The organism is Niabella drilacis, assembly GCF_900101395.1.
Taxonomy (GTDB): Bacteria; Bacteroidota; Bacteroidia; order Chitinophagales; family Chitinophagaceae; genus Niabella; species Niabella drilacis.
On sequence record NZ_FMZO01000024.1, the window covers coordinates 33,649 to 59,080 of the forward strand.

At 45.7% G+C, this 25,432-nt stretch carries 19 protein-coding genes and 1 tRNA gene; 10 read left to right on the forward strand and 10 right to left on the reverse strand.

What is annotated here, in order from left to right:
- The first annotated feature begins 11 nt into the window (after nucleotides 1–11).
- Nucleotides 12–761, forward strand: coding sequence for an LOG family protein (locus BLS44_RS24090; protein ID WP_090393298.1), 750 nt, complete (start codon nucleotides 12–14; stop codon nucleotides 759–761).
- Here the strand turns inward: BLS44_RS24090 and BLS44_RS24095 are convergent, their stop codons facing one another.
- Nucleotides 762–1,421: a phosphatase PAP2 family protein gene (locus BLS44_RS24095; protein WP_090393252.1), complete on the reverse strand. Its 660-nt coding sequence runs from the start codon at nucleotides 1,419–1,421 to the stop codon at nucleotides 762–764.
- Nucleotides 1,422–1,640: 219 nt separating this feature from the next.
- On the opposite strand from BLS44_RS24095, the gene BLS44_RS24100 reads away from it, so the two are divergent.
- From BLS44_RS24100 to BLS44_RS24115, 4 genes are all read left to right on the forward strand, one after another.
- On the forward strand, nucleotides 1,641–2,468 hold the full coding sequence (locus BLS44_RS24100; RefSeq protein WP_090393254.1) for a 3-keto-disaccharide hydrolase: 828 nt from the start codon (nucleotides 1,641–1,643) through the stop codon (nucleotides 2,466–2,468).
- 12 nt (nucleotides 2,469–2,480) lie between these two features.
- Nucleotides 2,481–2,762 (forward strand): SemiSWEET family sugar transporter, encoded by a 282-nt coding sequence (locus BLS44_RS24105; RefSeq protein ID WP_090393256.1) that lies wholly within the window; start codon nucleotides 2,481–2,483, stop codon nucleotides 2,760–2,762.
- Complete coding sequence (locus tag BLS44_RS24110) at nucleotides 2,762–3,115, forward strand: septal ring lytic transglycosylase RlpA family protein (RefSeq protein ID WP_090393258.1); 354 nt, start codon at nucleotides 2,762–2,764, stop codon at nucleotides 3,113–3,115. The genes BLS44_RS24105 and BLS44_RS24110 overlap by 1 nt, the downstream gene beginning before the upstream one ends.
- A 428-nt stretch (nucleotides 3,116–3,543) precedes the next feature.
- The gene (locus tag BLS44_RS24115) at nucleotides 3,544–4,797 is read left to right on the forward strand and encodes an ROK family protein (protein WP_090393260.1); all 1,254 of its coding nucleotides are present in this window, start codon (nucleotides 3,544–3,546) and stop codon (nucleotides 4,795–4,797) included.
- 3 nt (nucleotides 4,798–4,800) lie between these two features.
- Here the strand turns inward: BLS44_RS24115 and metH are convergent, their stop codons facing one another.
- The 3 genes from metH to recR all read right to left on the reverse strand — a co-directional run bounded on the left by metH (nucleotide 4,801) and on the right by recR (nucleotide 9,679).
- Entirely contained in the window at nucleotides 4,801–7,491 is a 2,691-nt protein-coding gene (gene metH, locus BLS44_RS24120) for a methionine synthase (protein WP_090393262.1), read from the reverse strand.
- 143 nt (nucleotides 7,492–7,634) lie between these two features.
- The gene (locus BLS44_RS24125) at nucleotides 7,635–8,675 is read right to left on the reverse strand and encodes a homocysteine S-methyltransferase family protein (protein WP_090393264.1); all 1,041 of its coding nucleotides are present in this window, start codon (nucleotides 8,673–8,675) and stop codon (nucleotides 7,635–7,637) included.
- 386 nt (nucleotides 8,676–9,061) lie between these two features.
- Nucleotides 9,062–9,679: a recombination mediator RecR gene (gene recR, locus BLS44_RS24130; RefSeq protein WP_090393266.1), complete on the reverse strand. Its 618-nt coding sequence runs from the start codon at nucleotides 9,677–9,679 to the stop codon at nucleotides 9,062–9,064.
- 256 nt (nucleotides 9,680–9,935) lie between these two features.
- Between recR and BLS44_RS24135 the strand changes: the two genes are divergently transcribed.
- Nucleotides 9,936–11,372, forward strand: a complete 1,437-nt coding sequence (locus BLS44_RS24135) for an Ig-like domain-containing domain (protein WP_090393268.1) — start codon at nucleotides 9,936–9,938, stop codon at nucleotides 11,370–11,372.
- Between the two features lie 361 nt (nucleotides 11,373–11,733).
- On the opposite strand, the gene BLS44_RS24140 is transcribed toward BLS44_RS24135, so the two are convergent.
- Nucleotides 11,734–12,384 carry a tetratricopeptide repeat protein gene (locus BLS44_RS24140; RefSeq protein ID WP_090393270.1) on the reverse strand — a complete coding sequence of 217 codons (651 nt, stop codon included), beginning with the start codon at nucleotides 12,382–12,384 and terminating at the stop codon, nucleotides 11,734–11,736.
- Nucleotides 12,385–12,520: 136 nt separating this feature from the next.
- On the opposite strand from BLS44_RS24140, the gene BLS44_RS24145 reads away from it, so the two are divergent.
- Complete coding sequence (locus tag BLS44_RS24145) at nucleotides 12,521–12,865, forward strand: hypothetical protein (RefSeq protein ID WP_090393301.1); 345 nt, start codon at nucleotides 12,521–12,523, stop codon at nucleotides 12,863–12,865.
- A 277-nt stretch (nucleotides 12,866–13,142) separates the two neighbouring features.
- Here BLS44_RS24145 and BLS44_RS24155 read toward each other — a convergent pair whose 3' ends face one another.
- Entirely contained in the window at nucleotides 13,143–15,083 is a 1,941-nt protein-coding gene (locus tag BLS44_RS24155; protein ID WP_090393302.1) for a heparinase II/III domain-containing protein, read from the reverse strand.
- Nucleotides 15,084–15,194: 111 nt separating this feature from the next.
- A complete protein-coding gene (locus tag BLS44_RS24160) occupies nucleotides 15,195–15,944 on the reverse strand; it encodes an outer membrane beta-barrel protein (protein ID WP_090393274.1) in 750 nt (249 codons plus the stop codon).
- Nucleotides 15,945–16,250: 306 nt separating this feature from the next.
- Here BLS44_RS24160 and BLS44_RS24165 point away from each other — a divergent pair.
- Nucleotides 16,251–16,327 (forward strand) — tRNA-Ile (locus BLS44_RS24165).
- Between the two features lie 145 nt (nucleotides 16,328–16,472).
- On the opposite strand, the gene BLS44_RS24170 is transcribed toward BLS44_RS24165, so the two are convergent.
- From BLS44_RS24170 to BLS44_RS24180, 3 genes are all read right to left on the reverse strand, one after another.
- On the reverse strand, nucleotides 16,473–16,949 hold the full coding sequence (locus tag BLS44_RS24170) for a hypothetical protein (protein ID WP_090393276.1): 477 nt from the start codon (nucleotides 16,947–16,949) through the stop codon (nucleotides 16,473–16,475).
- Nucleotides 16,950–17,257: 308 nt separating this feature from the next.
- Nucleotides 17,258–17,896: a response regulator gene (locus tag BLS44_RS24175; protein WP_090393279.1), complete on the reverse strand. Its 639-nt coding sequence runs from the start codon at nucleotides 17,894–17,896 to the stop codon at nucleotides 17,258–17,260.
- A gap of 54 nt (nucleotides 17,897–17,950) precedes the next feature.
- The gene (locus tag BLS44_RS24180; protein ID WP_090393280.1) at nucleotides 17,951–21,037 is read right to left on the reverse strand and encodes a ligand-binding sensor domain-containing protein; all 3,087 of its coding nucleotides are present in this window, start codon (nucleotides 21,035–21,037) and stop codon (nucleotides 17,951–17,953) included.
- Between the two features lie 255 nt (nucleotides 21,038–21,292).
- Between BLS44_RS24180 and BLS44_RS24185 the strand changes: the two genes are divergently transcribed.
- The gene (locus BLS44_RS24185) at nucleotides 21,293–23,425 is read left to right on the forward strand and encodes a choice-of-anchor Q domain-containing protein (protein ID WP_090393282.1); all 2,133 of its coding nucleotides are present in this window, start codon (nucleotides 21,293–21,295) and stop codon (nucleotides 23,423–23,425) included.
- Nucleotides 23,426–24,189: 764 nt separating this feature from the next.
- A partial coding sequence (locus BLS44_RS24190) for a hypothetical protein (RefSeq protein ID WP_143019914.1) occupies nucleotides 24,190–25,432 on the forward strand: 1,243 nt, incomplete at its 3' end.

Genomic DNA, 25,432 nt, shown 5'->3' on the forward strand with positions numbered 1-25,432 from the left:
TATTACAGCGTATGGACCTAAAAGAAAAGAGCAGAGAGGCCGACCGGATCATTCCTGCAAAAGAACATGTATATTTAGACGGGCCCAAAAGCAGGACCTATGAACTGGGATTTGCTTTTCATGTGTTATGGCAATTCCTGAAAGGGTTCAGGACCCTTCACTTTGTAGGTCCCTGTATCACCGTTTTCGGATCTGCCCGTTTTAAGGAGGATCATATCTACTATCAGAAGGCAGAGGAATTTGGGAAAAGAATAGCAGAACTGGGCTTTACCACAATGACCGGTGGCGGACCGGGTATTATGGAGGCGGCCAACAGGGGTGCTTTTGAAAACGGCGGCGAATCCGTTGGCTGTAATATCAAGCTGCCCTTTGAACAGCATTATAACAAGTACCTCACTGCTTCTGTAACATTTGAGCATTTCTTCGTCCGCAAGGTACTGCTGGTAAAATACAGTTACGCTTTTGTTATTATGCCCGGCGGGTTTGGTACCATGGACGAGTTCTTTGAAACCGTAACGCTGATCCAGACCAAGACCATTACACAGTTCCCCATTGTGCTGTTTGGAAAGGAATTCTATAAAGAGCTGATGCTGGCGATCGAAAGTATGGCGGCCAAAGGGACCATTTCAAAAGAGGACCTGGACCTGGTACTGCTGACGGATGATATTGACGAGGCCATGCACCATATCCGCCAGTACATTACCACCAACTACAAGATCAAAAAAAGATGGCCCATTCCCTGGCTTTTTGAAAAACGGTAGTTAAGCCGGCATATGTTCCCCATCCGGTAACCGGTCCTTTTTTTTAAGCCAGAAAGGGCTTTGTGCCAGTGCGTACACAACAACAGCCGTGCTGCTCCCGATCAGCATCCCGGCAAAAACATCCGGTAAAAAATGCTGCCCAAGGTAGATCCTGGAGTACCCTGTCATACAGGCCAGGGAAAAAAACAGGGCCTGCACACCCCGCTTCCTGGTATGCAAACAGCATAGCAGCGCCAGGGCAAATGCAGAAGTGGTATGCCCCGAAGGGAAGCTGTTGTACCCCGAATGCGTAACCCCCTCGATAAAATAAGGATAGGCGGCCGATCCCAATGCCGCCATAGGTCTTGGCAAATGCACCATCTTTTTCAATACCTGTGCAATCATACCGGAGACCAGGAAAGCCAGCAATATGCGGAATGCCAGCAGCCGGTTGTTAAGAAAAAACAGGAACAATGCCAGAAAGAGCGAGAACACTCCATCTCCAATGAAGGTACAGGCAATAAAAAAAGCATCCAGCGTTTTACAATGGAAAAAATTCAGCCAGAAAAAACTATGTTCCCTGGGTATCAGTATGCTGGGGAAGGCCACCCCGGTAATAAACAACGACAGGAAGCCGGCAAACATCCTGTGCTGACTGATAAAACCCCGGAATTGCTGCATGTGCTGAATATTTGCCCCAAATCTATCCTGCTAATATTGCTTTTATATGAATTCCGGAAACTTAACAAATTGGTAAAGCTGTGGTCCTTCCCGATCACGCAGCACAGGAAGAGAATGATGGTGTAGGTTTGCCCGGCTATACAAAGAAACTTATGGAACTCCGATTAAAATAGTACCTTTAAAAGTTCGGTATCTTTATTTTAAACAAATTTATTTTTTATGCGGATCTTTTTCGTTGTTCTGTTATCAGTGATTTCATTTTTCTCCAATGCACAGGAAAAATTTCCGCGAAAATGGGTGCAGCTGTTCAACGGGAAAGATCTTACAGGGTGGACACCCAAGATCACCGGCTATGCCTATGGTGATAATTTTGGCAATACTTTCCGGGTAGTCGACAAAAAACTAACCGTCAACTATGACCACTATAAGACCTTCGATGACCGCTTTGGACACCTGTTTTATAAAACCCCTTACTCTTATTACCTGTTTGCGGTTGAATACCGCTTTGTGGGCAAACAGAACACCGGTGCTCCGGGCTGGGCGTATAAGAACAGCGGGGTTATGATCCATTGCCAGCCGCCAGCCACCATGGGCAAAGATCAGGATTTCCCGATCTCCATTGAGGTACAATTGCTGGGTGGCGATGCCACGGGAGAGCGGAGCACCTGCAACCTGTGCACACCGGGTACCAATGTAGAAATGGATGGCAAGCTGGTAACACAGCATTGCATTAACTCTACCTCAAAAACCTTCCGCAATGAGGAATGGGTACGGGCTGAGATACTTGTGCTGGGCGATTCGGTGATCAAGCACATAGCCAACGGGGATACGGTACTGGTTTACCAGAAACCACAGATCGGAGGCGGCAACGTGTCCCATTTTGATCCCACGGTGAAAAAAGACGGGGAGCTTTTAAAATCCGGCTATATATCCCTTCAAAGCGAGGGCCATCCCATAGAGTTCAGGAAGGTGGAGATCATTGACCTCAGTCCCTATTATAACAAGCAACAGGCTGCAGCCGCTAAAAAAAGACAACGCAAAAAATAATTCAATTTTCCCATGGCATTGGTCGTATCAGGAGTTGACATCTTAGGGTATATTGCGGGCGCCATTACCACTCTTACGTTTTTGCCCCAGGTACTCAAAACAGTTCGTGAAAAATCGGTAAAAGATATTTCGCTGATGATGTTTATCATTGCTGCGGTCAATGAAATCCTATGGATCATCTACGGCGCGTTCCGGAACGATTGGGTCATCATTCTTACCAATGCTGTCATCCTTTGCCTGTCGCTGACGATGATCTATCTTAAGTTTGCCTACGCCAACAAACAGTCGTCCTGATGCGTGGATCCTTCATATTGCCCCTATGCCTGTTTACGCTCCTGGCCTGCAGCCACAGGGTTAGCGAAACCGGCAGGGCCTCTTACTATGCAGATACATTCATCGGGCGAAAAACGGCAAGCGGCGCTGTTTTCCGGCAGTATAAAAGAACGGCGGCACACCCCTCGCTGCCCTTTGGTACAAAAGTGAAGGTAACCAACCTGAATAATGGCCGGAAAGTAAAGGTACATATCAACGACCGGGGGCCGTTTGTTCAGGGAAGGATCATTGACCTGAGCAAAAAGTCGGCTAAAAAGATCGGAATGCTAAAAGACGGGGTTGTACCGGTGACCATCACCTACAAAAAAAAGTAGCCGCCGGTCTTGCAAAACCGGCGACCTGGGTTTAGAGGGCTAAGAGCAGCCGGATCCTATGCCTGAGGTTTGGGTAACCTCCCAGCATCTATTTGATTATCATCCAATTATTTTCTGTTTTCATGCTTCCTGCTGATTGGTAAAAATAGCGCATATCTGTTAATCTGCTCCAATTTTCCAAATACCGGAAGTATTTTACGAGCCCGGGCAAAGCTTTTGTGAAATTCCAGGCTTCTGAAAGCGCACCGGCCCCAGACAATTAGCAAACTCCGGAGCTATAACGATTTATTCATTTAAAAAACCTTCAATTCAGACAAAAAATAATCAAATCATTATTTTTAATCCATTTTTTTCCTGATTTTCTTTTCTTAATTAAACTTTTAAAATAAGTTTAGCTATTTTCGGCAGCATAACGAAACAGACTGATCATGAAATCAAAAACGATTGTTGCGCAGGAACAGCCCCTCCTTTTTTCTGAGAGCAGGAAACAGTATCTCTTTAAGGTACGGTTACTAAAGTACCTGTATGAGGTCAATGCAGCATCGGTTGGAGAGATCTGTAAAGCGCTTTCCATAAGCACACCAACCACGCTTAAATTGCTGGGAGAGCTGAACAAAGAGCAATGGATTGAAAAGCGGGGTTTTGGAAAGTCGATGGGAGGCCGGAAACCAGACCTTTTTGGACTGAAGCCCGGGTCGCTGTACACCCTTTGCATCGATATTGAACTGTTTAGTGTAAAGATGGTCATCATGGACAATGCCCATGTTGAAAGTACACCCATTGTGACCACCCTGCATACCTTGTCGAAAGACCGGCACGAAATAGACCAGATCCACCAAATGGCCGTTGCACTGCTGGATCAGTCGGGTATCGATAAAAAACGGCTTATTGGCGTCAGCATCGGCATGCCGGGTTTGGTAGATTCCTTCAAAGGGGAAAATTATAGCTATTTTACAGGCGATGTGCCTGGAAAAACGCTGCAACATTCTTTTGAGGAAAAATTCGGTCTCCCGGTAGTGCTTCAGAACGATGTTAAAGGTACTGCCGTTGCGGAACTGCGGCACGGACAGGCGCTTGGTAAAAAAAACGCGCTGGTACTGCTGATGGACTGGGGTGTTGGCCTGGGTATTATCATGGACGGAAAAGTACGGCAGGGCGCGTCCGGTTTTTCGGGGGAAATGGGACATATCCCTTTTATTGATAACGGGGACCTGTGCTATTGCGGCAAACACGGTTGCCTGGAAACCGTTGCATCCGGTCTGGCACTGGCAAAAATGGCAAAGGAAGGCATTCTCTCGGGCAAGAACTCCATACTCGCAGAACTATCAGAGAAGGAGATCGACAACATTGAAGCGGAGGTTGTGATCAAGGCAGCCAACCGGGGCGATCAGTATGCGATCAAACTGCTGTCCAATATCGGCACCAACATGGGTAAGGGCATTTCGACCCTCATCCAGCTTTTCAACCCTGAACTGATCGTATTGGGCGGCAAAATTGCCGAGGCCCGGCAATACATTACGCTGCCCATGCAGCAGGCCATCAATACCTATTGTATGACGCAGATCCGCGAAAAAGCATCCATCGTCTCTTCAGAACTGGGAAAAAACGGGCGCCTCCTGGGATATGCCACCGCTTCCCTCGATCACTATTTTGATTCCCTGCTGAAGGAACTGGAAGCCTAACGGTTATTCCAGTACCGGCCGTAACCAGCGCCGCAGATCCTCTTCCGGCATTTCCTTCCGCTGTACATAATCCATGAACTGGTCTTCCTGGATCTTACCTACACCAAAGTATTTGCTTTCCGGATGGCTGAAATACCAGCCACAAACCGAAGAAGCCGGGTACATAGCTAAAGCGTCGGTAAGATGGATTCCCGTGTTTTCCTCGCCACCCAACAGCCGGAACAGCTTCCGTTTTTCGGTATGGTCCGGGCAGGCAGGATAGCCGGGCGCCGGGCGGATGCCCAGGTATTTTTCCTGGATCAGTTCCTCATTTGAAAGCTGCTCATCCCGGATATATCCCCATAATTCCTTCCGCACTTTTTCGTGCAACAGCTCTGCAAAAGCTTCTGCAAACCGGTCAGAAAGTGCCTGCAGGTTGATCTTGCTGTAATCGTCGTTCTGGGCAATAAAGCGCTCCAGGTGCGGCTCTATACCATGTATAGTTACGGAGAATGCCCCTATAAAATCTCCTCCCGGGGACGGGCTAATAAAGTCTGCCAGGCTCAGATTGGGCTGCCCGGCTGCTTTTTTTATCTGCTGGCGGAGGAATTGAAGCGGCAGGGTTTCTTCTTCACTTTTATGCACCAGCACCGTATCATCCGAAGTTTTATGCACCGGCCAGAATCCGGCGGTTCCCTGGGCCCTCAGCCACTTTTCGGCAACGATCTGGTCCAGCATTTTATTGGCATCTGCATACAATTTCGATGCTTCTTTTCCCACTATGGGGTCCTCCAGGATCTGCGGAAATTTGCCATGCAGCTCCCATGAAATAAAGAAGGGCTGCCAGTCGATATACTTCCGTATTTCGGAAAGATCATAATCCTCAAACGTACGCACGCCTGTAAAAGACGGCGGCACGGGTTGAAAACCGGTCCAGTCAATGCCGGCCTTATTCTGTTGTGCCGCTTCAAACGGCAGGAATTCCTTTACCTTTTTTTTACTGGCAAAATCCGCTGCCAGTTTGGTGTATTCGGCCCGGATGCCTTGCAGGAACTGGGGTTTCTGCTCAGGGTTTAACAGGGAGCCGGCCACGGTTACACTGCGGGAAGCATCCAGCACATGCACCACTCCTTTATCAAACTGTGGTGCAATTTTTACAGCGGTGTGCATGCGGGAAGTGGTGGCACCACCGATCAGCAGCGGCTGCTGCATATTGCGGCGCTGCATTTCATGCGCCACATTTACCATTTCATCAAGAGAGGGGGTTATCAATCCGCTCACACCAATGATATCCACTTTCTCCCGCTCAGCCGTATCCAGTATTTTATCAGTGGGTACCATTACACCCAGGTCGATGATCTTATAGCCATTGCAGGCCAATACCACGCCTACAATATTTTTACCGATATCATGTACATCCCCCTTTACCGTGGCCAGCAGGATCGTTGGAGCTGCATCGCCATCAATATCGGGGTTGGCCAGTTTTTCTTCCTCAATAAAGGGTGTAAGCCATGCTACGCTTTTCTTCATCACCCGGGCGCTTTTCACCACCTGGGGCAGGAACATTTTGCCGGCACCGAACAGATCGCCCACCACATCCATGCCCGCCATCAGGGGGCCCTCGATCACGTCAAGCGGTCGCGGATATTTTAAGCGTGCTTCTTCGGTATCTGCATCTATATAATCCGTAATACCGTTCACCAGTGCATGTTTCAGCCGTTCTTCCACGTCTGTACCCCTCCAGGCCAGGTCCTTTTTTTCGGTTTTGCCGGATGCCCTTACCGTTTCTGCAAAAGCCAGCAGCTTTTCTGTGGCTTCATTGTTTTCATTGTTCCGGTTCAGGATCACATCCTCACACAGCTGACGCAACTGCGGCTCTATCTCATCATATACTGCCAGCTGCCCCGCATTCACAATGCCCATATTCATACCCGCCTTTATGGCATAATATAAAAATACGGCATGCATGGCCTCCCGCACGGGCTCATTCCCCCGGAACGAAAAGGAGAGGTTACTTACCCCGCCGCTGATGCTCACTGCCGGCATCCGCTGTTTGATCTCTTTTACGGCCTCAATAAAATCGACCCCGTAGTTATTGTGCTCTTCCAACCCGGTAGCAATGGCAAAAATATTCGGATCAAAAATGATATCCTGTGGCAGGATCCCCACCCTTTCTGTAAGGATCTTATAGGCACGATGGCAGATCTCCACTTTACGCTCCCGGGTATCTGCCTGTCCCTGCTCATCAAAGGCCATTACCACCACCGCCGCGCCAAAACTTTTACAAATGATTGCCTGCTCGATGAACTTTTCTTCTCCCTCCTTCATAGAGATCGAGTTCACAATACATTTTCCCTGTACACATTTAAGCCCGGCCTGTATGATCTCGAATTTTGACGAGTCGATCATCACCGGTACTTTGGCGATGTCCGGTTCACTTTGCACGAGGTTGATAAAAGTGGTCATTGCCTGTACGCCATCCAGCAGGGCATCGTCCATATTGATATCGATAACCTGCGCCCCGTTCTCCACCTGCTGCCGGGCCACGCTCAGCGCTTCCTCATATTTGTTCTCGCGGATCAGCCGTGCAAATTTCTTGGAGCCGGTCACATTGGTACGCTCCCCAACATTGATAAAGTTCGACTCCGGCCGTACCACCAGCGGTTCGAGCCCGGAAAGGCTTAAATAAGTATGTATTTTTGTAATTCCTGACATGAATATACATTTGAACCACAAAGGCACAAGGCACAAAGTGGCGCTAAGGTTTTATAATATCATCCGGGAGTATTTAAAAAGCCGTTTTTGTCCCGGGTTCAGAACGGCCATCGGTCCCTGAAAGACTTTTCAGCCCCTTTCTTTTAACTATATTCCACTACCGGCAGCACTCTCGGCTCCACGCCTTTTACGGCTTTGGCTATTGCTGCGATATGTGCCGGGGTGGTGCCACAGCATCCGCCTACAATATTTACATAGCCTTCCTTTGCCCAATCTTCGAGGAATGCTGCTGTTTGCTCGGGCAGTTCATCATATTCACCCATTGCATTGGGCAGGCCTGCGTTGGGATAGGCCGACACATAGCAACCGGCCAGGTGCGCCAGCTCGCTTACATGCGGGCGCATTTCCTTTGCTCCCAGTGCACAATTCAATCCCACGCTCAGAGGGCGGGCATGCGCCACTGAAATATAAAAAGCCTCCAGGGTTTGCCCGCTCAGCGTTCTTCCGGATGCGTCGGTAATAGTGCCACTGATCATAATGGGCGCTCCTTCGTTCCCGTTCTCAAACCGCACTGCGGCTTCCGGGTACTCCCTGAAAAACTTTTTTGCAGCGAAGATCGCCGCCTTGGCATTGAGCGTATCAAAAATGGTCTCGATCAGTAAAACATCCACTCCGCCATCTACCAACCCGCGGATCTGCTCCATATAAGCCGCCACCACGTCATCGAAGGTGACGGCCCTGTAGCCGGGGTTATTTACATCAGGCGATAAAGAGAGCGTCTTATTCAGCGGGCCAACAGCACCGGCAATAAACCTGGGGCCGGCTCCGGGATGGGCCGCCGCAAATGCATCAATGGCTTCGCGCGCACATTTTACAGAAGCTACATTTAATTCGTAAGCCAGGGATTGCATATCATAATCCGCCTGGGCAATAGAAGTGGAGCTGAAGGTGTTGGTTTCAACAATATCCGCACCTGCCTCCAGGTACTCATTATGAATAGCTTTGATCACATCCGGACGTGTAATGCTGAGCAGGTCATTATTGCCTTTTACGTCCGAATGCCAGTCTTTAAAACGCTCGCCGCGATAGTCGGCTTCTGTTAGCCGGTAGCGCTGGATCATGGTGCCCATGGCGCCATCCAGTACCAGTATCCGTTGCTGCAACAGTTCCTTTATTTTGTTCATGGTACAAAATTTTAATGCATGTAATTGTGAATTACAAGGATCTGTAACTAAAAAAACGTGGGAAATCTTTGGCGGGAATTCTAACGTTTATTAGTTCAGATTTTTAAACAGGCTGAACAATAAACAAATCCGCCTGCGGGTGCAAAGGTACGGTTTTTTAGCTTTCAGTTATCAGCAACCCGCTTTCAGTGCAGAAAGCCCGGCTTACAGCTCCTATATTTGCTCAGGTCTGCCGGAAGCTGCTTTTGAACAACGGGGAGACTGAGGGGGGTATTTACGAAAGAATCCCAAAAGCTATCCCGTGTTAAAGGTCATCGCCCCGCCAATCGCAACGTTTAACTGATACGGACTGCTGAACGTTGTGATCCGGGACCTGGTGGATGCGTTTACCGGCTCATATATTTTTCCACCGGCAGGCGGTTTTGCAGGCTGCGGCCCAGCGTTAACTCATCTGCATATTCCAGTTCACCTCCAAAAGCTATGCCCCTGGCAATCGTAGTAATGCGTACCGGCCTGTCCTGCAGTTTCTTTTGAATATAATAAATGGTTGTATCGCCCTGGATCGTGGGGTTAAGGGCAAAAATAAGCTCCTCTGTTCTTTCATGCTCTACCCGGTGCAGCAGGGATCCGATGTTCAGCTGATCGGGGCCAACACCATCCAACGGCGAAATGACCCCACCCAGCACATGATAAGTGCCATTGTACTGCTGGGTACTTTCGATCGCAATCACGTCCCGGATGGTTTCTACTACGCAGATCGTATGCTGCTGCCGGTGTGAATTAGCGCAAACTGCACAAAAATCACCGTCGGCCACATTGAAACAGCGTTTGCAAAAGCAGATCTCCTTCCGCATGCGGTCGATGGTTTCACTAAACCGGCTAACGGTGCCGGGCTCCTGTCGTAACAGGTGCAAAACCAGTCTCAACGCTGTTTTTTTACCAATACCCGGGAGCTTTGCGAACTCATTTACCGCTGATTCCAATAAACCGGAAGAAAACTGCATCCTGCAAAGATACACAACTTGGTTTTAGCACCGAGACCTGAGAATTGAGATATAAGGCAGACCACAAACAGAAACCTGCAACAATTTCCAGCCTCCGGCAGGTAGCCGTCAGTTTGCCGGCTGAGAGCTGATTTCTGATGGCGGATCGCCGGCTTTTCATACCGGATATCCCAATTCTCCCATCTGAAAGCTCAGAATTGGTACATATTAACAATCACTAAGCATGCCAGTCGTTCCATTTTCCGCAAAAGCAATTATGTTTGCAATTCATATGCAAATAAAGCGCCTCATTGGTTTATGTTTCACAGCCGTAACTGCACTCCTGCTTATCTACACGGGCAGCGGATGTGCCAATATCGTTGCCCCCAGCGGTGGTCCCAGGGATTCCCTGCCCCCCCAGATCGTTCGGGCAGATCCTCCCAACGAGAGCAAACACTTTGATCAGAAAAAGATCGTCTTTTACTTTAATGAGTACGTGGAACTGAATGATGTGTACCAGAACCTCGTGGTGTCGCCCCTGCCGAAAATGGTACCACAGGTAGACCGTAAGTTAAAAACGGTTACTGTAAAGCTGAAAGACACGCTGAAGGCCAACACGACCTATGTGCTCAATTTCACAAATGTGATCAAAGATATAACCGAGGGTAACAAGGCCAAGGATATGCTTTACGTGGTAACCACGGGTGACTATTTTGACTCCCTTCAGCTTAGCGGTAACGTAAAGATGGCCCAAACGGTGAAGCCGGATTCTACCTTAACCGTAATGCTGCACTCCAACCTGGACGACAGCGCGGTTTATAAGCAGAATCCCGATTATATTGCCCGGCTCGACAGCAGCGGTAATTTCCTGTTCCGTTACCTGCGCCCCGGCACATACCGGCTTTATGCCATCAAAAGTGAGGGCGGCGCTTATATATATACCAGCAAACAACAGGTATTTGCTTTTGCGGACTCCGCTATTGAAATAACTCCCACTCCGCCGCCGCCGGTCCGGCTCTATGCTTATGCAGAAGAAGAGAAAGCACAGGGTTCCGGGACAGAGGAGGAACCGGAACTGGATAAAAAGGAAAAACGCCTGAAATTCCAGAGCAACCTGCAGTCGGGGAAACAGGATCTGCTGGCGCCTGTCCGGCTCACCTTCCCAAGTGCATTAAAGAATTTTTTCCCCGAAAAAATGGTGCTCACTACAGACAGTACCTATACGCCCGCCACCGGGTATAAATTTACACTGGACAGCACCCGCAGGATCATTACCATGAACATTGAGTGGAAGGAAGGCACGCGCTATAACCTGATCCTGCCAAAGGATTTTGCTTCTGACAGCCTGGACCGGGGGCTGCTTAAGCCTGATACCTTGCAATTTGCCACTATGGAACGTAAGGAATACGGGCAGGCACAGATCACTTTTAACAACCTTGATACTTCGGTACACCCCGTACTGCTGATGTCGCAGGGAGGATCCTTAAGAAACGCATTTCCACTCAGAACCAATATCCTTGATATTGACCTGTATGCTCCCGGTGAATACGAGTTGCAAATACTTTTTGACCGGAACGGGAACGGGAAATGGGATCCCGGAAATTTCGACAAGCATATTCAGCCGGAGATCATCGTGCCGCTGGACCGGAAGCTTACTTTCAAAGCCAACTGGACGCTGGAACCGGAAATCAATCTGAAACCGCCGCCAAAATAGTTAACTGTCAGTTATCAGCACCCCTTAAACAATGTTCAACCGCATTAAACAGATTTAGCGTTGAACCCTGAACCTGAAACTTTAAAACGAATATAGGAGTTTTCAGTTTTGAGAACGGCTGTCCGCTTAACCAGGTTTGAGGTTTGGGGTGCTATCCTGTATTGACTGCTGACACGCCTCTGATCCGTTTTTATACCGGATATTCCATTTTTACATTTCCAGATTATGCACTGCCTGAAGGCACAATAGCTGAATGATTGGCGTTAAACTGTCTCAGGAAAGCGGGGATTGGTCGCCGATTACTGAGAACCGTTGGCTGACCACTGAAGACCGAAGACCGACCGTGGGTGACTGACCGCACCTATCCCGGCATCCGGGAAATGTACTTTTCGATCTCCTTGATCTGGCTTACGATCTGTGGAGTGGTGGGCTTACAGGCTTTGGCCTTACGGAAAAAATCCTTGGCCGCCCTGAACTCTCTTTTGTTCATCATAATACTGCACATCTGCAGGTAAGCGGCTGCTTCGTTTTCTTTATCGGGCAGGCCTTTGCGGATCGCCTGGCGGATATAGCTCTCTCCCTGGCGGGTATTGCCTTTTTGCATAGCCAGCATCCCCATTTGCAATAAGCTGGCGCCTTCTGCTTCTTTCATTGGCATTCCCAGGTCCAGTCCTTTTTTCATCATGGTTTCAGCACCGTCAAAATCCTGTTTGCTCATGGCAATATTCCCCTTCAGTGTATAATATACAGAGCGGATAGGCTTATATAACAGGTTAGGGAACTTAACGGAATTCAGCACTTTTTCAGCACCGTCCAGGTCGCCATTTTCCATATAGTCCTGTATCAACCGGAGGGGACCAAAGAAGAAGTGACTGAACAAAAGAACAACCCCGACCAGGTACAGGGGAAAGGCCGGCCAAAAACTGCCGGAATAATTCACATATACACCCGCAACTAATAAGATAATACTGATGGGTAACCGGTACTTTATTAAAAAGTTATACGCTTTCATGCTGATTTGTTTTTATTTTCCCAAGGAGCCGGCGCTATTGTGTGCACACCCCTCCTTTGGGGCTGCAAAGATAAGGGTTGCTCTTCACCGTAAAAAGGCCGGACACAGGTATTTAATAACCCTGTATTTTTGCAGTATGACAATGAGTGATGATCTGCAGGTGCGCTGGTGGAGCCTGGAAGCAAAACTGGTAGAGCGTTTCGGGAAAAAACCGGATATGGAAACCCTTTTATTCCTGATCGGCATCCAGGAATTCGGACAGATAAAGCCAAAATTTTCGAAAGAACAAAAGCAGGAGCTGATGCACGTGGCTGTTTGCAGCTTGCTGACGCCCAGCGGTTATTATACTTTTGAGGGAAAAGATAAAGATGGCTGGCCACATTTTAAACAGTTAAAACAAATGCCGGTTATGAACCCGATAGAGCAGGAAAATTTCCTGAAGGACCATGTACTGCTTTATTTTGAGGAACACGGTTTCTGATCCCGGATAGGGTGTCCGTGTGATGCTGCTCTCTTCTGCAAAAGCCCACATCCTTCTCAGCGTTCCTGTCCCGGCTATAAGCTAATGCGGGTAGTATGCAACAAGTACCTGATCCTACCAGAAGCCGTTTGGATCTGAATGCATCTTTTTAATTTTCCCGCCGGCGAGCTGGTTAAACGCAAAATGGGGTCCATTGACGGAGGCGGCAAAAACCTGCCGGCCGCCGGTCTTGCGGTAAGCTGTGAAAAAGATAACAGGCTGTGTTTTAAACTGCGTCTCAGAGCCTTTTTATCGTATACATATACCGGCCGGAAACTGCAGCTTTCTTTGCGGTGAGCGTGATCCGGTAAATCCGGTTTCCCCAAACGTTCGACAAACGCCGGTCGTCCAGGTTCACAGTGTCCACCGTCCTATCAAAAAGCTGTTCTTCATACTGTAGTTGTGAACGGAGGTTTCCCTGGCTGATGACGATTTTCCCCGGAGCCGGCGTTGTTACCGTTCCCTGGCAGAGAAAATGAAGCCGGTTCTTTTCTGCGGCCCTTGTCATCACGAACTGGTCGCGGATCTCCAGCCCGCCTGCTTTTAACCGGTAAGAACGTTTCCATGTTTTTATACCGGCCGCTTCCGGGTAGGCACCAGCCAGGTCCAGTGAAAAAGTTTTTGCGGCCGGGTCAAAACGGGCACCCCGGGCTTTATAGGCCGCCCCGTTCTTTTGTGCGTAGCCGTTGCTCTCCGGCACATTGTGATAAGTGCTCTGCATTGTCCAGATAGAGTAGCGTTCAGGGCCAAACGTTTGCCGGGTGTAGGTACCTACACCTGCATCTATCAGCACCGGGGTGTTGTCAATATAAAGGTTGAATGATCCCACATCATTGTGATTATGACTCTCATTGTTATGTCCGCCCTTGGCTGCAAAAAACATTCCGCCTTCGCGCATATAACAAACTTCTGTTTGCGGATACCAGGTATATGCCGGCACGTTATGCGCCGGTTCGCTCCGGGCAATTGCAGCATCAAAACGCAGCGATTGCAGCAACCGGTATAGATCCCTTCCCTCTGAGGGCGCATTCCGTTCTTTGCTGCTGCTCTGAAGCAATGCAGCCAGCTGCATCATCTCAGTACTGTTTACCGCCCTGCCATACCGGTAAATCAGCGGGGCATCGGGGCTCAGTTTAGCTGAAGCATCGGCAAAATTCACCACCCAGCCGTTGCCTACATAAGCGCGGGATATATAAGTTCCCATATTTTTAATGATCGGCTCTCCAAACAGGGAGATCTTTCCCCCGGTCATATCATAAAGCAGCTGAAGATAATCATACAATTTTCCGGCGGCATGCCCCCAGTAGGACGGGCCTTCCTCACAGGCTCCATCCTCATTTGTATAATTGATAAACTGGTCTACCGAGGTCATGGTACGGTATACGGCACTGGCTAGCTTTTCCGGGTCATCTTCAATAAGCGCATAGGTTTGCAGCACATTCGAGTTGCACCAGGGGTTCCAGTTATTTACCAGGTCTCCGGACTTATACCGGAGGGCCATCCACCAAAAATCATCCCGTTTCATATACGGCTCGATGATGCGGCTTTCCAGTTCCTTTTTCAGCCGCAGTTCAAGCAGCGGGTTAATCTTTTTGAACCCGTCATGAAAGTAGTAATAGATCCATGCAAACAGCGAGCCGGTGTCGCCCGCTACCAGATCGATGATCTGCTCCCGGTGGTCCGGGAAAAGTATTTTGCTCGATTGCAGGCTCAGGTGGGCCGAGAGCGACCAGGAGGTCATTTCGCAGGTTGCAAAAACACCGTTGGCCAGCTGGTCCATGTACCGCCCTTTTCCCTCTGCCAGTTCTGCAACAAACAGGTTCACGATCGCTGTTAGGTTATCATTAAAGGGGGTTTCCATTACAACCCTGGAGCCGCTCCGCGCGTACTCCAGGTAGTCGGTTGCTTTAATCACTTTCCATTGATAGGAAAGCGCGGTGTTCCCCCGCTCAATAAATGCGTTTTTATAGTGCCCCATCAGCCGGTCCCAGCCGGTCCGGTCTTTATAAGCGGGATAAGGGATCCACTGTTCCCGGGGCAGTAACAGGCTTTTTAACTGCTGAACACTGCCCTGTTTCTGAAGCAGGTCTCTTTTTACATATCCAAAGGAAGCCAGCGGCAGCAGCAGCACTATTAAGCCTGTCAGCTTTTTCGGAAGCAGTCGTATCCATTCTTTCATATACATATTTTGACAAATGCTATTACTTTATGAAAGATAGTGAAATAGCGGGGTGCAACAATAAAAAAGCGGACCCGTCCGGATCCGCTTCTCAAAAAGTTTCAAAAACAACTACAGCCCGCCAAAGCTAAGACCGATCGTGTACGGTTTTATCTCCGGTCCCACACCATCCTTCAGCAACTTGGTGAACTGGTAGGTTCCAAACAGGGTAAAATGTCCAAGTCCTACCCGGGCCGTTCCAACGATCCTTGTTGTATTAAAATATCTTTTGCTGGATTCCTTAAGCAGGTAATCGCCGCTGGACTGGATCACTTTTGTTCTGGTTGAAGCCTTGATCATGGTACCGAACTTGAACCCCAGGGCCACTTTAAAGCTCTTGTCGCTATGCTCGGGATCTGAAACAAAACGCAGTTCTACCGGGGCTTCCAGGTAGGCTGTTGAAAGCTTTGTTTTCTTTGCGTCAAAGCGGGTGGTATCATTAAACGGCATCCTTGCGCCTGTTGCTCTTACATTTACAAAATTCAGGTTTTTATCCAGCATCATATGATCTGACCCTATGCCCAGCCCCAGAGCAGCACTCAGCTTTTGATTGCTTTTGAAGGGAAAGTCCAGCATAAAATAGGCATTAATGCTCCTGGGCAGGTTACCCGTTTTGATACTGTCGGGCAGGTTGGTCCAATTCGTATATCCCAACTGTAATAAAAAATGATCATTTGCCCGTTTTGTAAGATCATATTTTTTCTTTTTGGGTTTCGGAGGGTTCACCGCCATCGCAGCTGCGGCAGCGGTTGTATCAACCTGAGCATATAGCGCCCCACCCAACAAAAAGCAGGCAACCAGGAATAGAACTATTTTCTTCATAAATATTTTAAGTTGGCGCAAATATATTTGTCTTTGGGTTAAAATTAGGTTAATAACCGGGGGTTATTTGAAAAACGATAAATTTTTCCGTAGGAAATCGGGTATTTCTGTTTGTGGAATAACTATTTTCTTTAATTTCGCCCTCCCCCGGGCCACCCCTGTGGTTCCCGGCTGCTCTTAAAGTATTTTTTGTCAACAATAGTCGGCAACTATTGGGCAGCCGGTCAGAGCATCTGACTCATAATCAGGTGGACCGAAAAAGAGTTCTTTAAAATAAAAAATATTATTGCGCAATCGTATGCGTAAGGTCCTATAGCTCAGTCGGTTAGAGCATCTGACTCATAATCAGAGGGTCCCTGGTTCGAGCCCAGGTGGGACCACCACATTAAGGCTCATATAATTGAAAATCAATCAGTTGTATGAGTCTTTTTTTATTGGGGTAAACATAGGGACAACATTTGATTATACCTTATTTATTGATAGTTGAAAGATACATATTTTCCTGTTACGGGTGAGATCTGTGGAGACTTACCTCCCAAAATGGAACGCTGATGAACGGCCTTTATCCTTAAATGGGTCTTTGATAACACCGCTGCAATACTGCGCTCCAAGTTGCATGGATCGATTTGGCATTTGCTCCCATTTCCCCGATTCAAATCGAAAACGATATTCCAGGAGAAGGCTGTAGGGGTTAAAGACTTGAACATTACGATTGATGTAACGTTTATTCTTTTTATTCAGCGGCACATTTAAAAACAAGTTAAGCTCATCTCCGTCTTCCAGGGGTATTTCCTTATCAAAACAATTACCGCTATTTAATCTGTAAAGCAGCGTTGAATAATTATCCCGGATAATATCTGCCCGTAATTGGGCAGATGGGAAAAAACGCCCTAACAGTTCGATATACTCCTGTTGGCGATACAATTTCCATGTATATGGACTTTCTGTGGATTGATTTTCATCTGTACAGGTACATAATATGAGTTCATCTGATATTCGGCACATTTGGTTGAATTTTAGCAGTACAAATCGTCCATATTTTGACCATATCTAATTCCGGCCCATGTAGGGCACAACAACGAATTGCATATTTAAAACATATGCTATTTAAACTATGCTTTGGTAGTTACAATAATAATACCTGCAAATACAATATTAGCTCGCGAGTGTCGGAAGTGCCCTGACACACTGACTTTAAAATTCACTCCATATAATCCCAGGGCGTGGTATGTGCTTTCTAAAATTCTCACAGGAGGGATAAACTCGAGAGTATAGAATAAAGCGCAAAGGTTTTTGATAGCAATCCAATCTCCTTAAACTATTTTATTTCCAATAGCCTTAGTTACCGCCTCCACGGCAGAATGCACCTGTAGTTTTTCGTAAATATTTTGAATATGGGAATTTACGGTTGGCAGAGATATAAAACAGCGGTTGGCTATCATTTTATAACTAAGCCCCTGTACCAGCATAGACAGTATTTCAGTTTCTCTGGCTGTTAGGTTAAAATCTTCGGTTTGCTTTTTGTTTTCGATACTTCCAACAAAACGAAGCACCTGCCGGGCAATACTGGGTGTCATCGGGGCTCCGCCTTTTAGTGCGTCTTCAATTGCATTCAGTAGTTCCTGCGGCTGTGCTTTTTTCAGTATGTACCCATCAGCTCCTGCACGTATGCAGGCAAATAATTTTTCATCATCTTCAAAAACCGTTTGCATTAATATTTTAATATCCGGATATTTTTTTCGGATAATTATCACACCGTCTATTCCATTCACATTAGGCATATCAATATCCATCAGCACCAGGTCGGGATTGCTTATGTCAATATCATTTATCACATTACTGCAATCAGGAAATGAGCCCGCAAAAGCCATGCCGTCAGTAAGTTCAATCAGCATTTCAAGGCTTTCCCTTCTTTTACTATTGTCGTCAAAAATTGCAATCCGTTTGTCCATTTTACAAAATTACAGCGCTGAATATTAAGATACCCTCGTTAATTCTCATGATTTTCATACCGGTGTTATCAATTTAACACCTGTGCCTGCATCTGGGTATGTATGTAACTCTAATACAGAATTTATTTCTGCCGCCCTGTTTTTCATGTTCTTAATGCCATTGCCCCCAAATGAATGAGCGTTAGTAGGTGATTCAAGACTGCTCAATTCAAAACCCTTTCCGTTGTCATGGATATTAATGCACAGTTGGTGATTTTCTTTACTGATCAGCACTTCCAATAACGTACAGCCGGAATATTTTACGGCATTGTTAATGGCTTCTTTGCAAATAAGGTAAATATTTTTTCGCTGCTCCATATTGAGCGTTATATCTGGTATATCTTTGTTATCAGTAAACCGTAGTTCAATATTCTTTGCCTCCGTAACCTGTACTGCAAAACTACGAATCCGGTTAGCAAGCTCATCAAAATGGTCGCTGCCGGTGTTTACTGCCCACACTATATCACTTATAGCTTCCATCATTTCACTGGTACCAATACTTATTTTTGAGAGAATGGTTTCGGCCTTCTTATTACCCGTCGTAATTTTTTGTGCAGATGCTGCATAGAGAGAGATACTGCTAAGATTGCTGCCAATCTCATCATGCAAATCACGGGCAATGCGGTTACGGAGCTTTTCTAATTTCAACCCTTGCTTTAAACGATAACGGTAAAAGGCATATAATGCTGCTGCAAACAGCAATAGTAGTGTAACCTTAAACAAAAATGTTTGGTACCATCGGGGCAACACAACTATTTTCATATTGATAGGCTTTTCGTTCCATACCCCATCGGTATTTGCGCCCATTACATAAAATGTATAAGTTCCTGGCGAGAGATTGGTATAAGTTACTTCATTTCTGCTGCTGGGGCTAGTCCAGTCTTTATCAAATCCATCTAATTTATACTTATACATTTTTTTTGCATTGTTACGATACTCCAATGTAGCAAAGCCGATGCTGAAAATATTTTGCCCTGGTTTTAGTGTTAGTGAATTTGCGTAGCCAACCGGTGCATTTAAATTGGCGCTGTCTGTTTTCCAATGGATGGGTTTATTAAAAATAGAAATGTTGGTAAAGGTTATTGGAGATGCAGGCTGCTTTTGCAATACTTCTTTTGGATTGAAAATAACAAACCCGTCCACACCGCCAAACATTAGTTCCCCATTTTGTAGCCTCATAGCTGAGTAGCGGTTAAATTCATTGCCAGGCAAACCATCTTCTTCTGTAAAATTCCTAAATATTTTTTGTGCGGGGTTAAAGCAGCTTAATCCTCTATTGGTACTAATCCATAAATTATTCAGGCTGTCCGCAAGTATGCAATAGGCCACATTATTAGGCAGTCCATCTTTTTCATCAAAGCGTAAGCAGGTGCCATCTTGTTTGTTGAAACGATTCAACCCTGCGCCTTCAGTACCAATCCAAAGAAATTTCTCGGGTGCATTCGGGTCTGCGCATATACTCAACAATCCGTCGGCACTCAGGCTGCTGCTATTACCCGGAATATTTTTCCAATGCTTCCATTCATTTCGGATTTCATTAAAGGCATACAAACCATTAATGGTAGTGAGCCAAATAATACCTTGCTGGTCTAAGTAAAATTGTGATACAAAAGGTTCTGGCGATTCAACATCATCAGGTATGCTGTAACTGGCACTCACGGCTCCGGTGGTTTTATTCATCCGAGCTATAAAGTTTTTATTAGCCCGATCTTGGTAGTATATCCAAAGCCTGTCTTGCTGGTCGTTGTATATATTGCTTTGCCCTACGTAATTGTCTGGTAAACCCGGATGCGTAGTAATAGTTCCGGTATGTGTATTGTTTGATAATAAAGAACTATTCGGTTTATTGATGCTGGTTCTTAAATAAGCCCAATATACTCCCTGCTTATCTAAAGCTACCCAATTAAATCCGTAATGGTCTCTTAATTGCTGTGCAATGCCGGGCGTATAAACAGGCGGCAGGGCCCAAAAATTATTTGCCCTATGCGTCTGTTTAAAACTTTTAAATCGTTTTTTATGAGGGTCAATCTTAACAATACCAAAACCCGAACTTCCATACCACTGTATGCCACTGGCATCGGTAAAAAATGAGATGATGGCTCCTTTTGGTAAACTTTTATTTCTTTCAGAAACGACTATACTACCAGATTGGGGCTGGTAGATATAGACCAGCGAATCGCTAAAACTGCAGATACTACTGTCATTTAGCAAGAAATATTTATTAAAACTGGCAGGATTAGCAACCGGTATGGCTTTTTTAGATAAAACCTTACCGGTGTTTTCATTAAAATGGATGATTTGGTTTTTATAAACAATTACCGTATTGGCAGGCTCGCCTGGTAGCGAAAAAAAAGAAACCACTCCCCTCCCATTTTCTTTAATACCCAATAACGCCGGAGTAAATATAGTGACGGACCATTTTGAAAAATCGGCGGTAGGCGTTAAATGAAAAATACTATCTGTAAAGCTCACCCAAATGGAGTGATTTGACATAACACTCAAGCCATAGAGGGCATATACATTATTATCTATCCTGTATTTTTTATTGGGTTGCCATTGGTTATAGCTAAACAGTATTGTAGCACTTGCCCTGGCATTATTTTTAAGTCTTACAGTACTTACATCTAAAATCAACGCATCTGTCCATGTTTTTAGAAAAAGTTTCCCGTTAGCATATTTTATTTCCCTGATACATAGATTTCCCTTTTTATTGTTGATAACCTGTACCGGATAAAAGCTTTCAGTTTGTTTATTAAAAACAAACAAGCCTTTGGTATTGGTACCCACCCACAAATTACCGTTTTCATCTTCGGCTATTGCATTGCAGTAGTTATCAGGCAAGCTATATGCATCGTTGGCAATGTTTCTATATGTAATAATGTTGTATCCATCGTAGCGGTTAAGGCCGTCTTTAGTACATATCCACATAAAGCCATCTTTATCCTGGTATATGCAATTTATCATGCCCTGCGATAAACCTTGTTTTACACCAAGAGGTTCTCCCTGCACAGCATTTGGTTGCAAATAGTTTTGCGCTTGCAAGTAATTATAGTGACCTGCAAGCAAGCAAATGAGTATAAAAAATTTTATGGTATTGACCATACTGCTAAGTATATGCTAATGTAGCAAGTAAATGGTTATCTGCACTGATATCATGAATATTCATGATAAGCACGCTCAATAACATCATAAAAAGGCTCATTTCTCATTATAATTCACGATTGAATAGGGCAAAGCACTAAGGTAGCTTTGCATAATAGCTTTGGGAACATTAAGGCGTACAAAGCTTAAAAAACTGTTTTTAAATGTATAACCCGCACATTTTTATCAAAAATCCTTAATAAAGATCAGTAAAAGATGAAAAAAAATTACGCCAAAATGACTATTCAAAATCAGGAGAATGCTTTACTACGAAAAATATGCCTGTTGGCGTTTTGCTGTCTGTGCATCAGCCAGGGATATGCCACTATAAGATATGTGGCGCCTTCGGGCTCCGGTAATGGTAGTAGTTGGTTAAACGCCAGCGGCGATATTGCAGCTATGATTTCAGCATCGGCCCCCGGCGATGAGGTATGGATTAAAAAAGGTACTTATACACCAGCCGCCACCTTAGGAATGAAAAATGGGGTAGCCATCTATGGTGGCTTCGCAGGTACTGAAGTGCAGCTTAGTGAGCGCAATTTTGCAACCAACCCCACCATAATCAATGGCCAAGGTAATAAGCTCGTATTTAGCAACTCCAGCCTTGATGCCACGGCGGTTTTAGACGGCTGCACCATTAGCAATGGTTATGGAGGTTTTGCAGCCGATGGTGGAGGTATGTCTAATTACACATCTCAGGTAACAATTAGAAATTGTGTTTTTGCCAATAATAAGGCAGTTTATGGCGGGGGAATGTATAATAGCAATTCCAATCCAACTATCAGCAATTGCGTATTTGCAGGCAATCAATCCTTGTATAATTCAGGCGGGGCTATGTATAATTCTAATTCCAGTCCCAATATCAGCAATAGTGTATTTACAGGCAACAGCTCGGCCGCTCATGCAGGGGCCATACACAACACTTCAAGCTATTCCCCAAGGCCTGCTAGCCCAACCATCACCAATTGTGTATTTACGGGCAATACCGCGGCTGATAATGGCGGGGCTATGTATAATTATAATTACTCCTACCCTACTATTACCAATTCTATTATTTATGGTAATACTGCGCGGTTAATTGCCAGTATTTCTAATTCTGGCGGCGCAACACCTATCATAAACTATTCCGATATTCAGGGTGGTTATGCGGGTACGGGTAATCTGGATACCGACCCTCTGTTTGTCAACGCCACCACACCTGCCGGTTCTGACGGTATTTGGATGACTGCCGACGATGGCCTTGCACTTTTTCCGTGCTCCTCACCCGTCATCAACATGGGTACTACGCCCACACCCGCCCTGCCTACGGATATATTAGGTAACGCCCGTGTGGAGACCTACGATATGGGTGCGTATGAAAGTAGCACAAGTGCCAATTCTACAGCGCTCTCCGATGTTGCAATAAGCGTTACCAAAATTCAACAACCAATTACGAATTATTTTTCCGATTGTTTGCATAATGTGTGTACTATTATGCAAAATGGTTCCAACCCTGTTAGGAATACAGTTACTGCAAAAGTATGGATTGATAATACCCAAAATCCGCAGTTTGTAAAACGCCATTATGAAATTACACCCGCCGATCAACCAAACGACTATGGTGGCACAGTTACGCTTTATTTTACACAACAGGAATTCACAGATTTTAATGCGGTAAATACTGTTAAACTTCCAACAAGTGCAATTGATGCTGCCGGCAAAGCAAATTTACTGATAGAGAAAAGAAGTGGTGTAAGCACTAATGGCAGTGGTTTACCAGGCACTTACACGGGCACAATAGAAACTATAAATCCTGTTGATGCAAATATTATCTGGAATGCCAATAGTGCACGGTGGGAAGTAACTTTTGATGTTAGGGGTTTTAGTGGATTTTTTGTAAAAACACAATTAATCTCCCTTCCCGTATCCTTCGGCGCCCTATCAGCTTCTATCCAAAACAATAAACTTACCGTCAACTGGCAAACCCTTTCCGAAATCAATAACGATCATTTTGAAATAGAAGCCTCGCAGGATGGCGTAAACTTTACCACCATAGCCACGGTTACCAGCAAAGCCCAAGACGGCAATAGCAGTACAACCTTACAATATAGCTGGGAAGCGGATTCGGGCGCGTTAGTTGCTTTTTCCGGGCTGGGCATTGTTCTACTTATTCTACTGTTGCCTGTAGCGCATCGTTATAAAAAACAGTTGTTGATGGTTTCGGTTGTTTTGTTTATGACGTTTATTTCCTGCTCAAAACGAACAGATAGTTTAGCCGAAAATACGGGCGACAAATATTTTATCCGTATTGCACAGGTAGATAAAGATGGTGGTAAAACTTATTCTAAAATGGTAAGGGTTGTAAATTAATATTAAAAAAAACTAATGATTGCCCGCAGTTCAGTTTAAGCCCAGGGTGGACGCATAAATTTTACTTGTTTTTGAATTTTTCTTTCTCTTTTAATACCCGTTAATATTGCTGATCCGGCAAAAGATATCATAAAGCTAAGTAGGGAGGAGTTTGAAGCAGCATTGCAAAGAACTGGTTAAATAATGTTTTTTATTTGTATTAGAAATACTCATTTTTTGCCTTTTTACCTAACTTCCTTTAACCTGAATGCATTGGATATTTATGAAAAAATCCGGTAACCATTTTACTGATCTACCGGATTTAATACACGGCTGATTTGTCTGAATACACTAACTATCCTTTCTTTTCTTTTTTTATATAATCCCCTCATTTGGATAATTCATTGCCGGGTCTGAGCTTTCCTTGACCGGACAATTTCTCCAGAATTTTGTACACCGGCTGCTTCTTATCGACCCCCGGTTTTAATACACAGTGGAGATCCCTTTGTAATTGGAGAAAACAAAGAAGAATCAACAATGATCAAAGATTGTAGAACTATCCAAAACAGAATTTGTCAAGGTCGCAGTATAGCGAAAACCAGAAATGCACCTTCCCACTATAATCTGTTTATTTGGTTTTTGTCCCTAAAATTCGTAACAGGGGAAAATTTGGAAGTGCCGGTTTTATGGCTACCTTAGATTTGAATTTTTATTATATAACCTGTTCTCCAATAACCAACCGCTGTTTATGAAAAAAAAAATTAACTGCTTTTTCCGGCCTCCTGTTGCTTTTTCTTTTTATTTACGTTGGATGTAATAAAGTCATTCATGAAAAGGACGGTGCCGATACGTTAAGTGAAAAAAAGAAAAACGTAAAAGGCGCCAGCTACAAAAAAGGCGATTTTGTGTTTAGTATGACCAACCTGCGTAAAATTACAAGTCCGCGTTCGCTTACGGCTGATCCTATTATCCAGCCAACGCACCTGTATATGGTTTTTAAACCGGTAACGGCGGCGCATTACCAGGCCATAGAGGATAAGCATATTCCTGTTTACCCCTTCCCTTTGGCAACGGATTCATTGGATGTAAGCGATCCGGATTATTCCACCTTATACACATTCCTTCCCATCAAAAATGCAGGGGATCTGCCCAACTGTCCCTATACATTATTAGACAGTGTTTGCCTGCTTAACCCGGAGTCACCCGCTGCAGCGCTTGCCTACCAGGCAGCGGGAAAAGCGTTCCCGTTCTCCGTCAATTCGGGTGGGGGTGAAGGGGGACCGGATGATCCTTGTGATCCCTGGGAGTATTGTCCTGTTGTACCGGATCCGCCAATTGATCCGCCGCCACCGCCCCATCACCCGGCGCCGCTATTGCCTGCGGATAACCGGCTGGCTCCGTTTACGGTTACCTACAATGGTTGCAGTATGAATACGGATGAAAATTACCCGAGTGGGCGGATAACGGTTGAAGAAACACAATGGGGAAATGGTGGGATAGCCTATGAGGGGGTGGCCGATGTAAGGGTAGAGATCCTGGGGCCCATGGGCCAGCGGGTAGTGGCGCAAACCGACCGGTATGGATGCTTTAAAGCTACCAGTGCCATTATAGGCTTCCGGCCCCCGGTCGGGCCACGGCTGCCGGTTATTATGAATGTTATTTTTGAAAGTGATCGCAAGGAAATAAGGGGCTATAATGATCTTGCCAACCTGGGGCAATACAACCTGCCTTTAAAGCATATTTATGGAAATATATCGTATAGCATGAATAATGCGAATATTTCTTATGAACGGAATACAGATGACCAGGATAATGATGCAAAATACTATGTGGCGGCCACGGTTAATAACGCGTTATATGAATTTGATGAGAATGCCGCAGCGGATGGCATTTTACCGCCTCCGTATGGGATTCAGATATTAGTGCATCGTTTTGCCGGGGATGGTGCTGCACCCATGTTTGCACAAATGTCCGGCACCTACCCGGTGCAAATGGGTACAATTAAGTCGTTTTTCATAGGTGCAGCCG

Bases quoted from the DNA above. Each gene is read 5' to 3' on its own strand.
- recR (WP_090393266.1), bottom strand. From the start codon at position 9,679: ATGCAGTTTTCTTCCGGTTTATTGGAATCAGCGGTAAATGAGTTCGCA.
- BLS44_RS24125 (WP_090393264.1), bottom strand. From the start codon at position 8,675: ATGAACAAAATAAAGGAACTGTTGCAGCAACGGATACTGGTACTGGAT.
- metH (WP_090393262.1), bottom strand. From the start codon at position 7,491: ATGTCAGGAATTACAAAAATACATACTTATTTAAGCCTTTCCGGGCTC.
- BLS44_RS24095 (WP_090393252.1), bottom strand. From the start codon at position 1,421: ATGCAGCAATTCCGGGGTTTTATCAGTCAGCACAGGATGTTTGCCGGC.
- BLS44_RS24105 (WP_090393256.1), top strand. From the start codon at position 2,481: ATGGCATTGGTCGTATCAGGAGTTGACATCTTAGGGTATATTGCGGGC.
- BLS44_RS24135 (WP_090393268.1), top strand. From the start codon at position 9,936: ATGTTTGCAATTCATATGCAAATAAAGCGCCTCATTGGTTTATGTTTC.
- BLS44_RS24145 (WP_090393301.1), top strand. From the start codon at position 12,521: ATGACAATGAGTGATGATCTGCAGGTGCGCTGGTGGAGCCTGGAAGCA.
- BLS44_RS24170 (WP_090393276.1), bottom strand. From the start codon at position 16,949: ATGTGCCGAATATCAGATGAACTCATATTATGTACCTGTACAGATGAA.
- BLS44_RS24155 (WP_090393302.1), bottom strand. From the start codon at position 15,083: ATGAAAGAATGGATACGACTGCTTCCGAAAAAGCTGACAGGCTTAATA.
- BLS44_RS24160 (WP_090393274.1), bottom strand. From the start codon at position 15,944: ATGAAGAAAATAGTTCTATTCCTGGTTGCCTGCTTTTTGTTGGGTGGG.
- BLS44_RS24090 (WP_090393298.1), top strand. From the start codon at position 12: ATGGACCTAAAAGAAAAGAGCAGAGAGGCCGACCGGATCATTCCTGCA.
- BLS44_RS24140 (WP_090393270.1), bottom strand. From the start codon at position 12,384: ATGAAAGCGTATAACTTTTTAATAAAGTACCGGTTACCCATCAGTATT.
- BLS44_RS24185 (WP_090393282.1), top strand. From the start codon at position 21,293: ATGAAAAAAAATTACGCCAAAATGACTATTCAAAATCAGGAGAATGCT.
- BLS44_RS24180 (WP_090393280.1), bottom strand. From the start codon at position 21,037: ATGGTCAATACCATAAAATTTTTTATACTCATTTGCTTGCTTGCAGGT.
- BLS44_RS24110 (WP_090393258.1), top strand. From the start codon at position 2,762: ATGCGTGGATCCTTCATATTGCCCCTATGCCTGTTTACGCTCCTGGCC.
- BLS44_RS24115 (WP_090393260.1), top strand. From the start codon at position 3,544: ATGAAATCAAAAACGATTGTTGCGCAGGAACAGCCCCTCCTTTTTTCT.
- BLS44_RS24175 (WP_090393279.1), bottom strand. From the start codon at position 17,896: ATGGACAAACGGATTGCAATTTTTGACGACAATAGTAAAAGAAGGGAA.
- BLS44_RS24100 (WP_090393254.1), top strand. From the start codon at position 1,641: ATGCGGATCTTTTTCGTTGTTCTGTTATCAGTGATTTCATTTTTCTCC.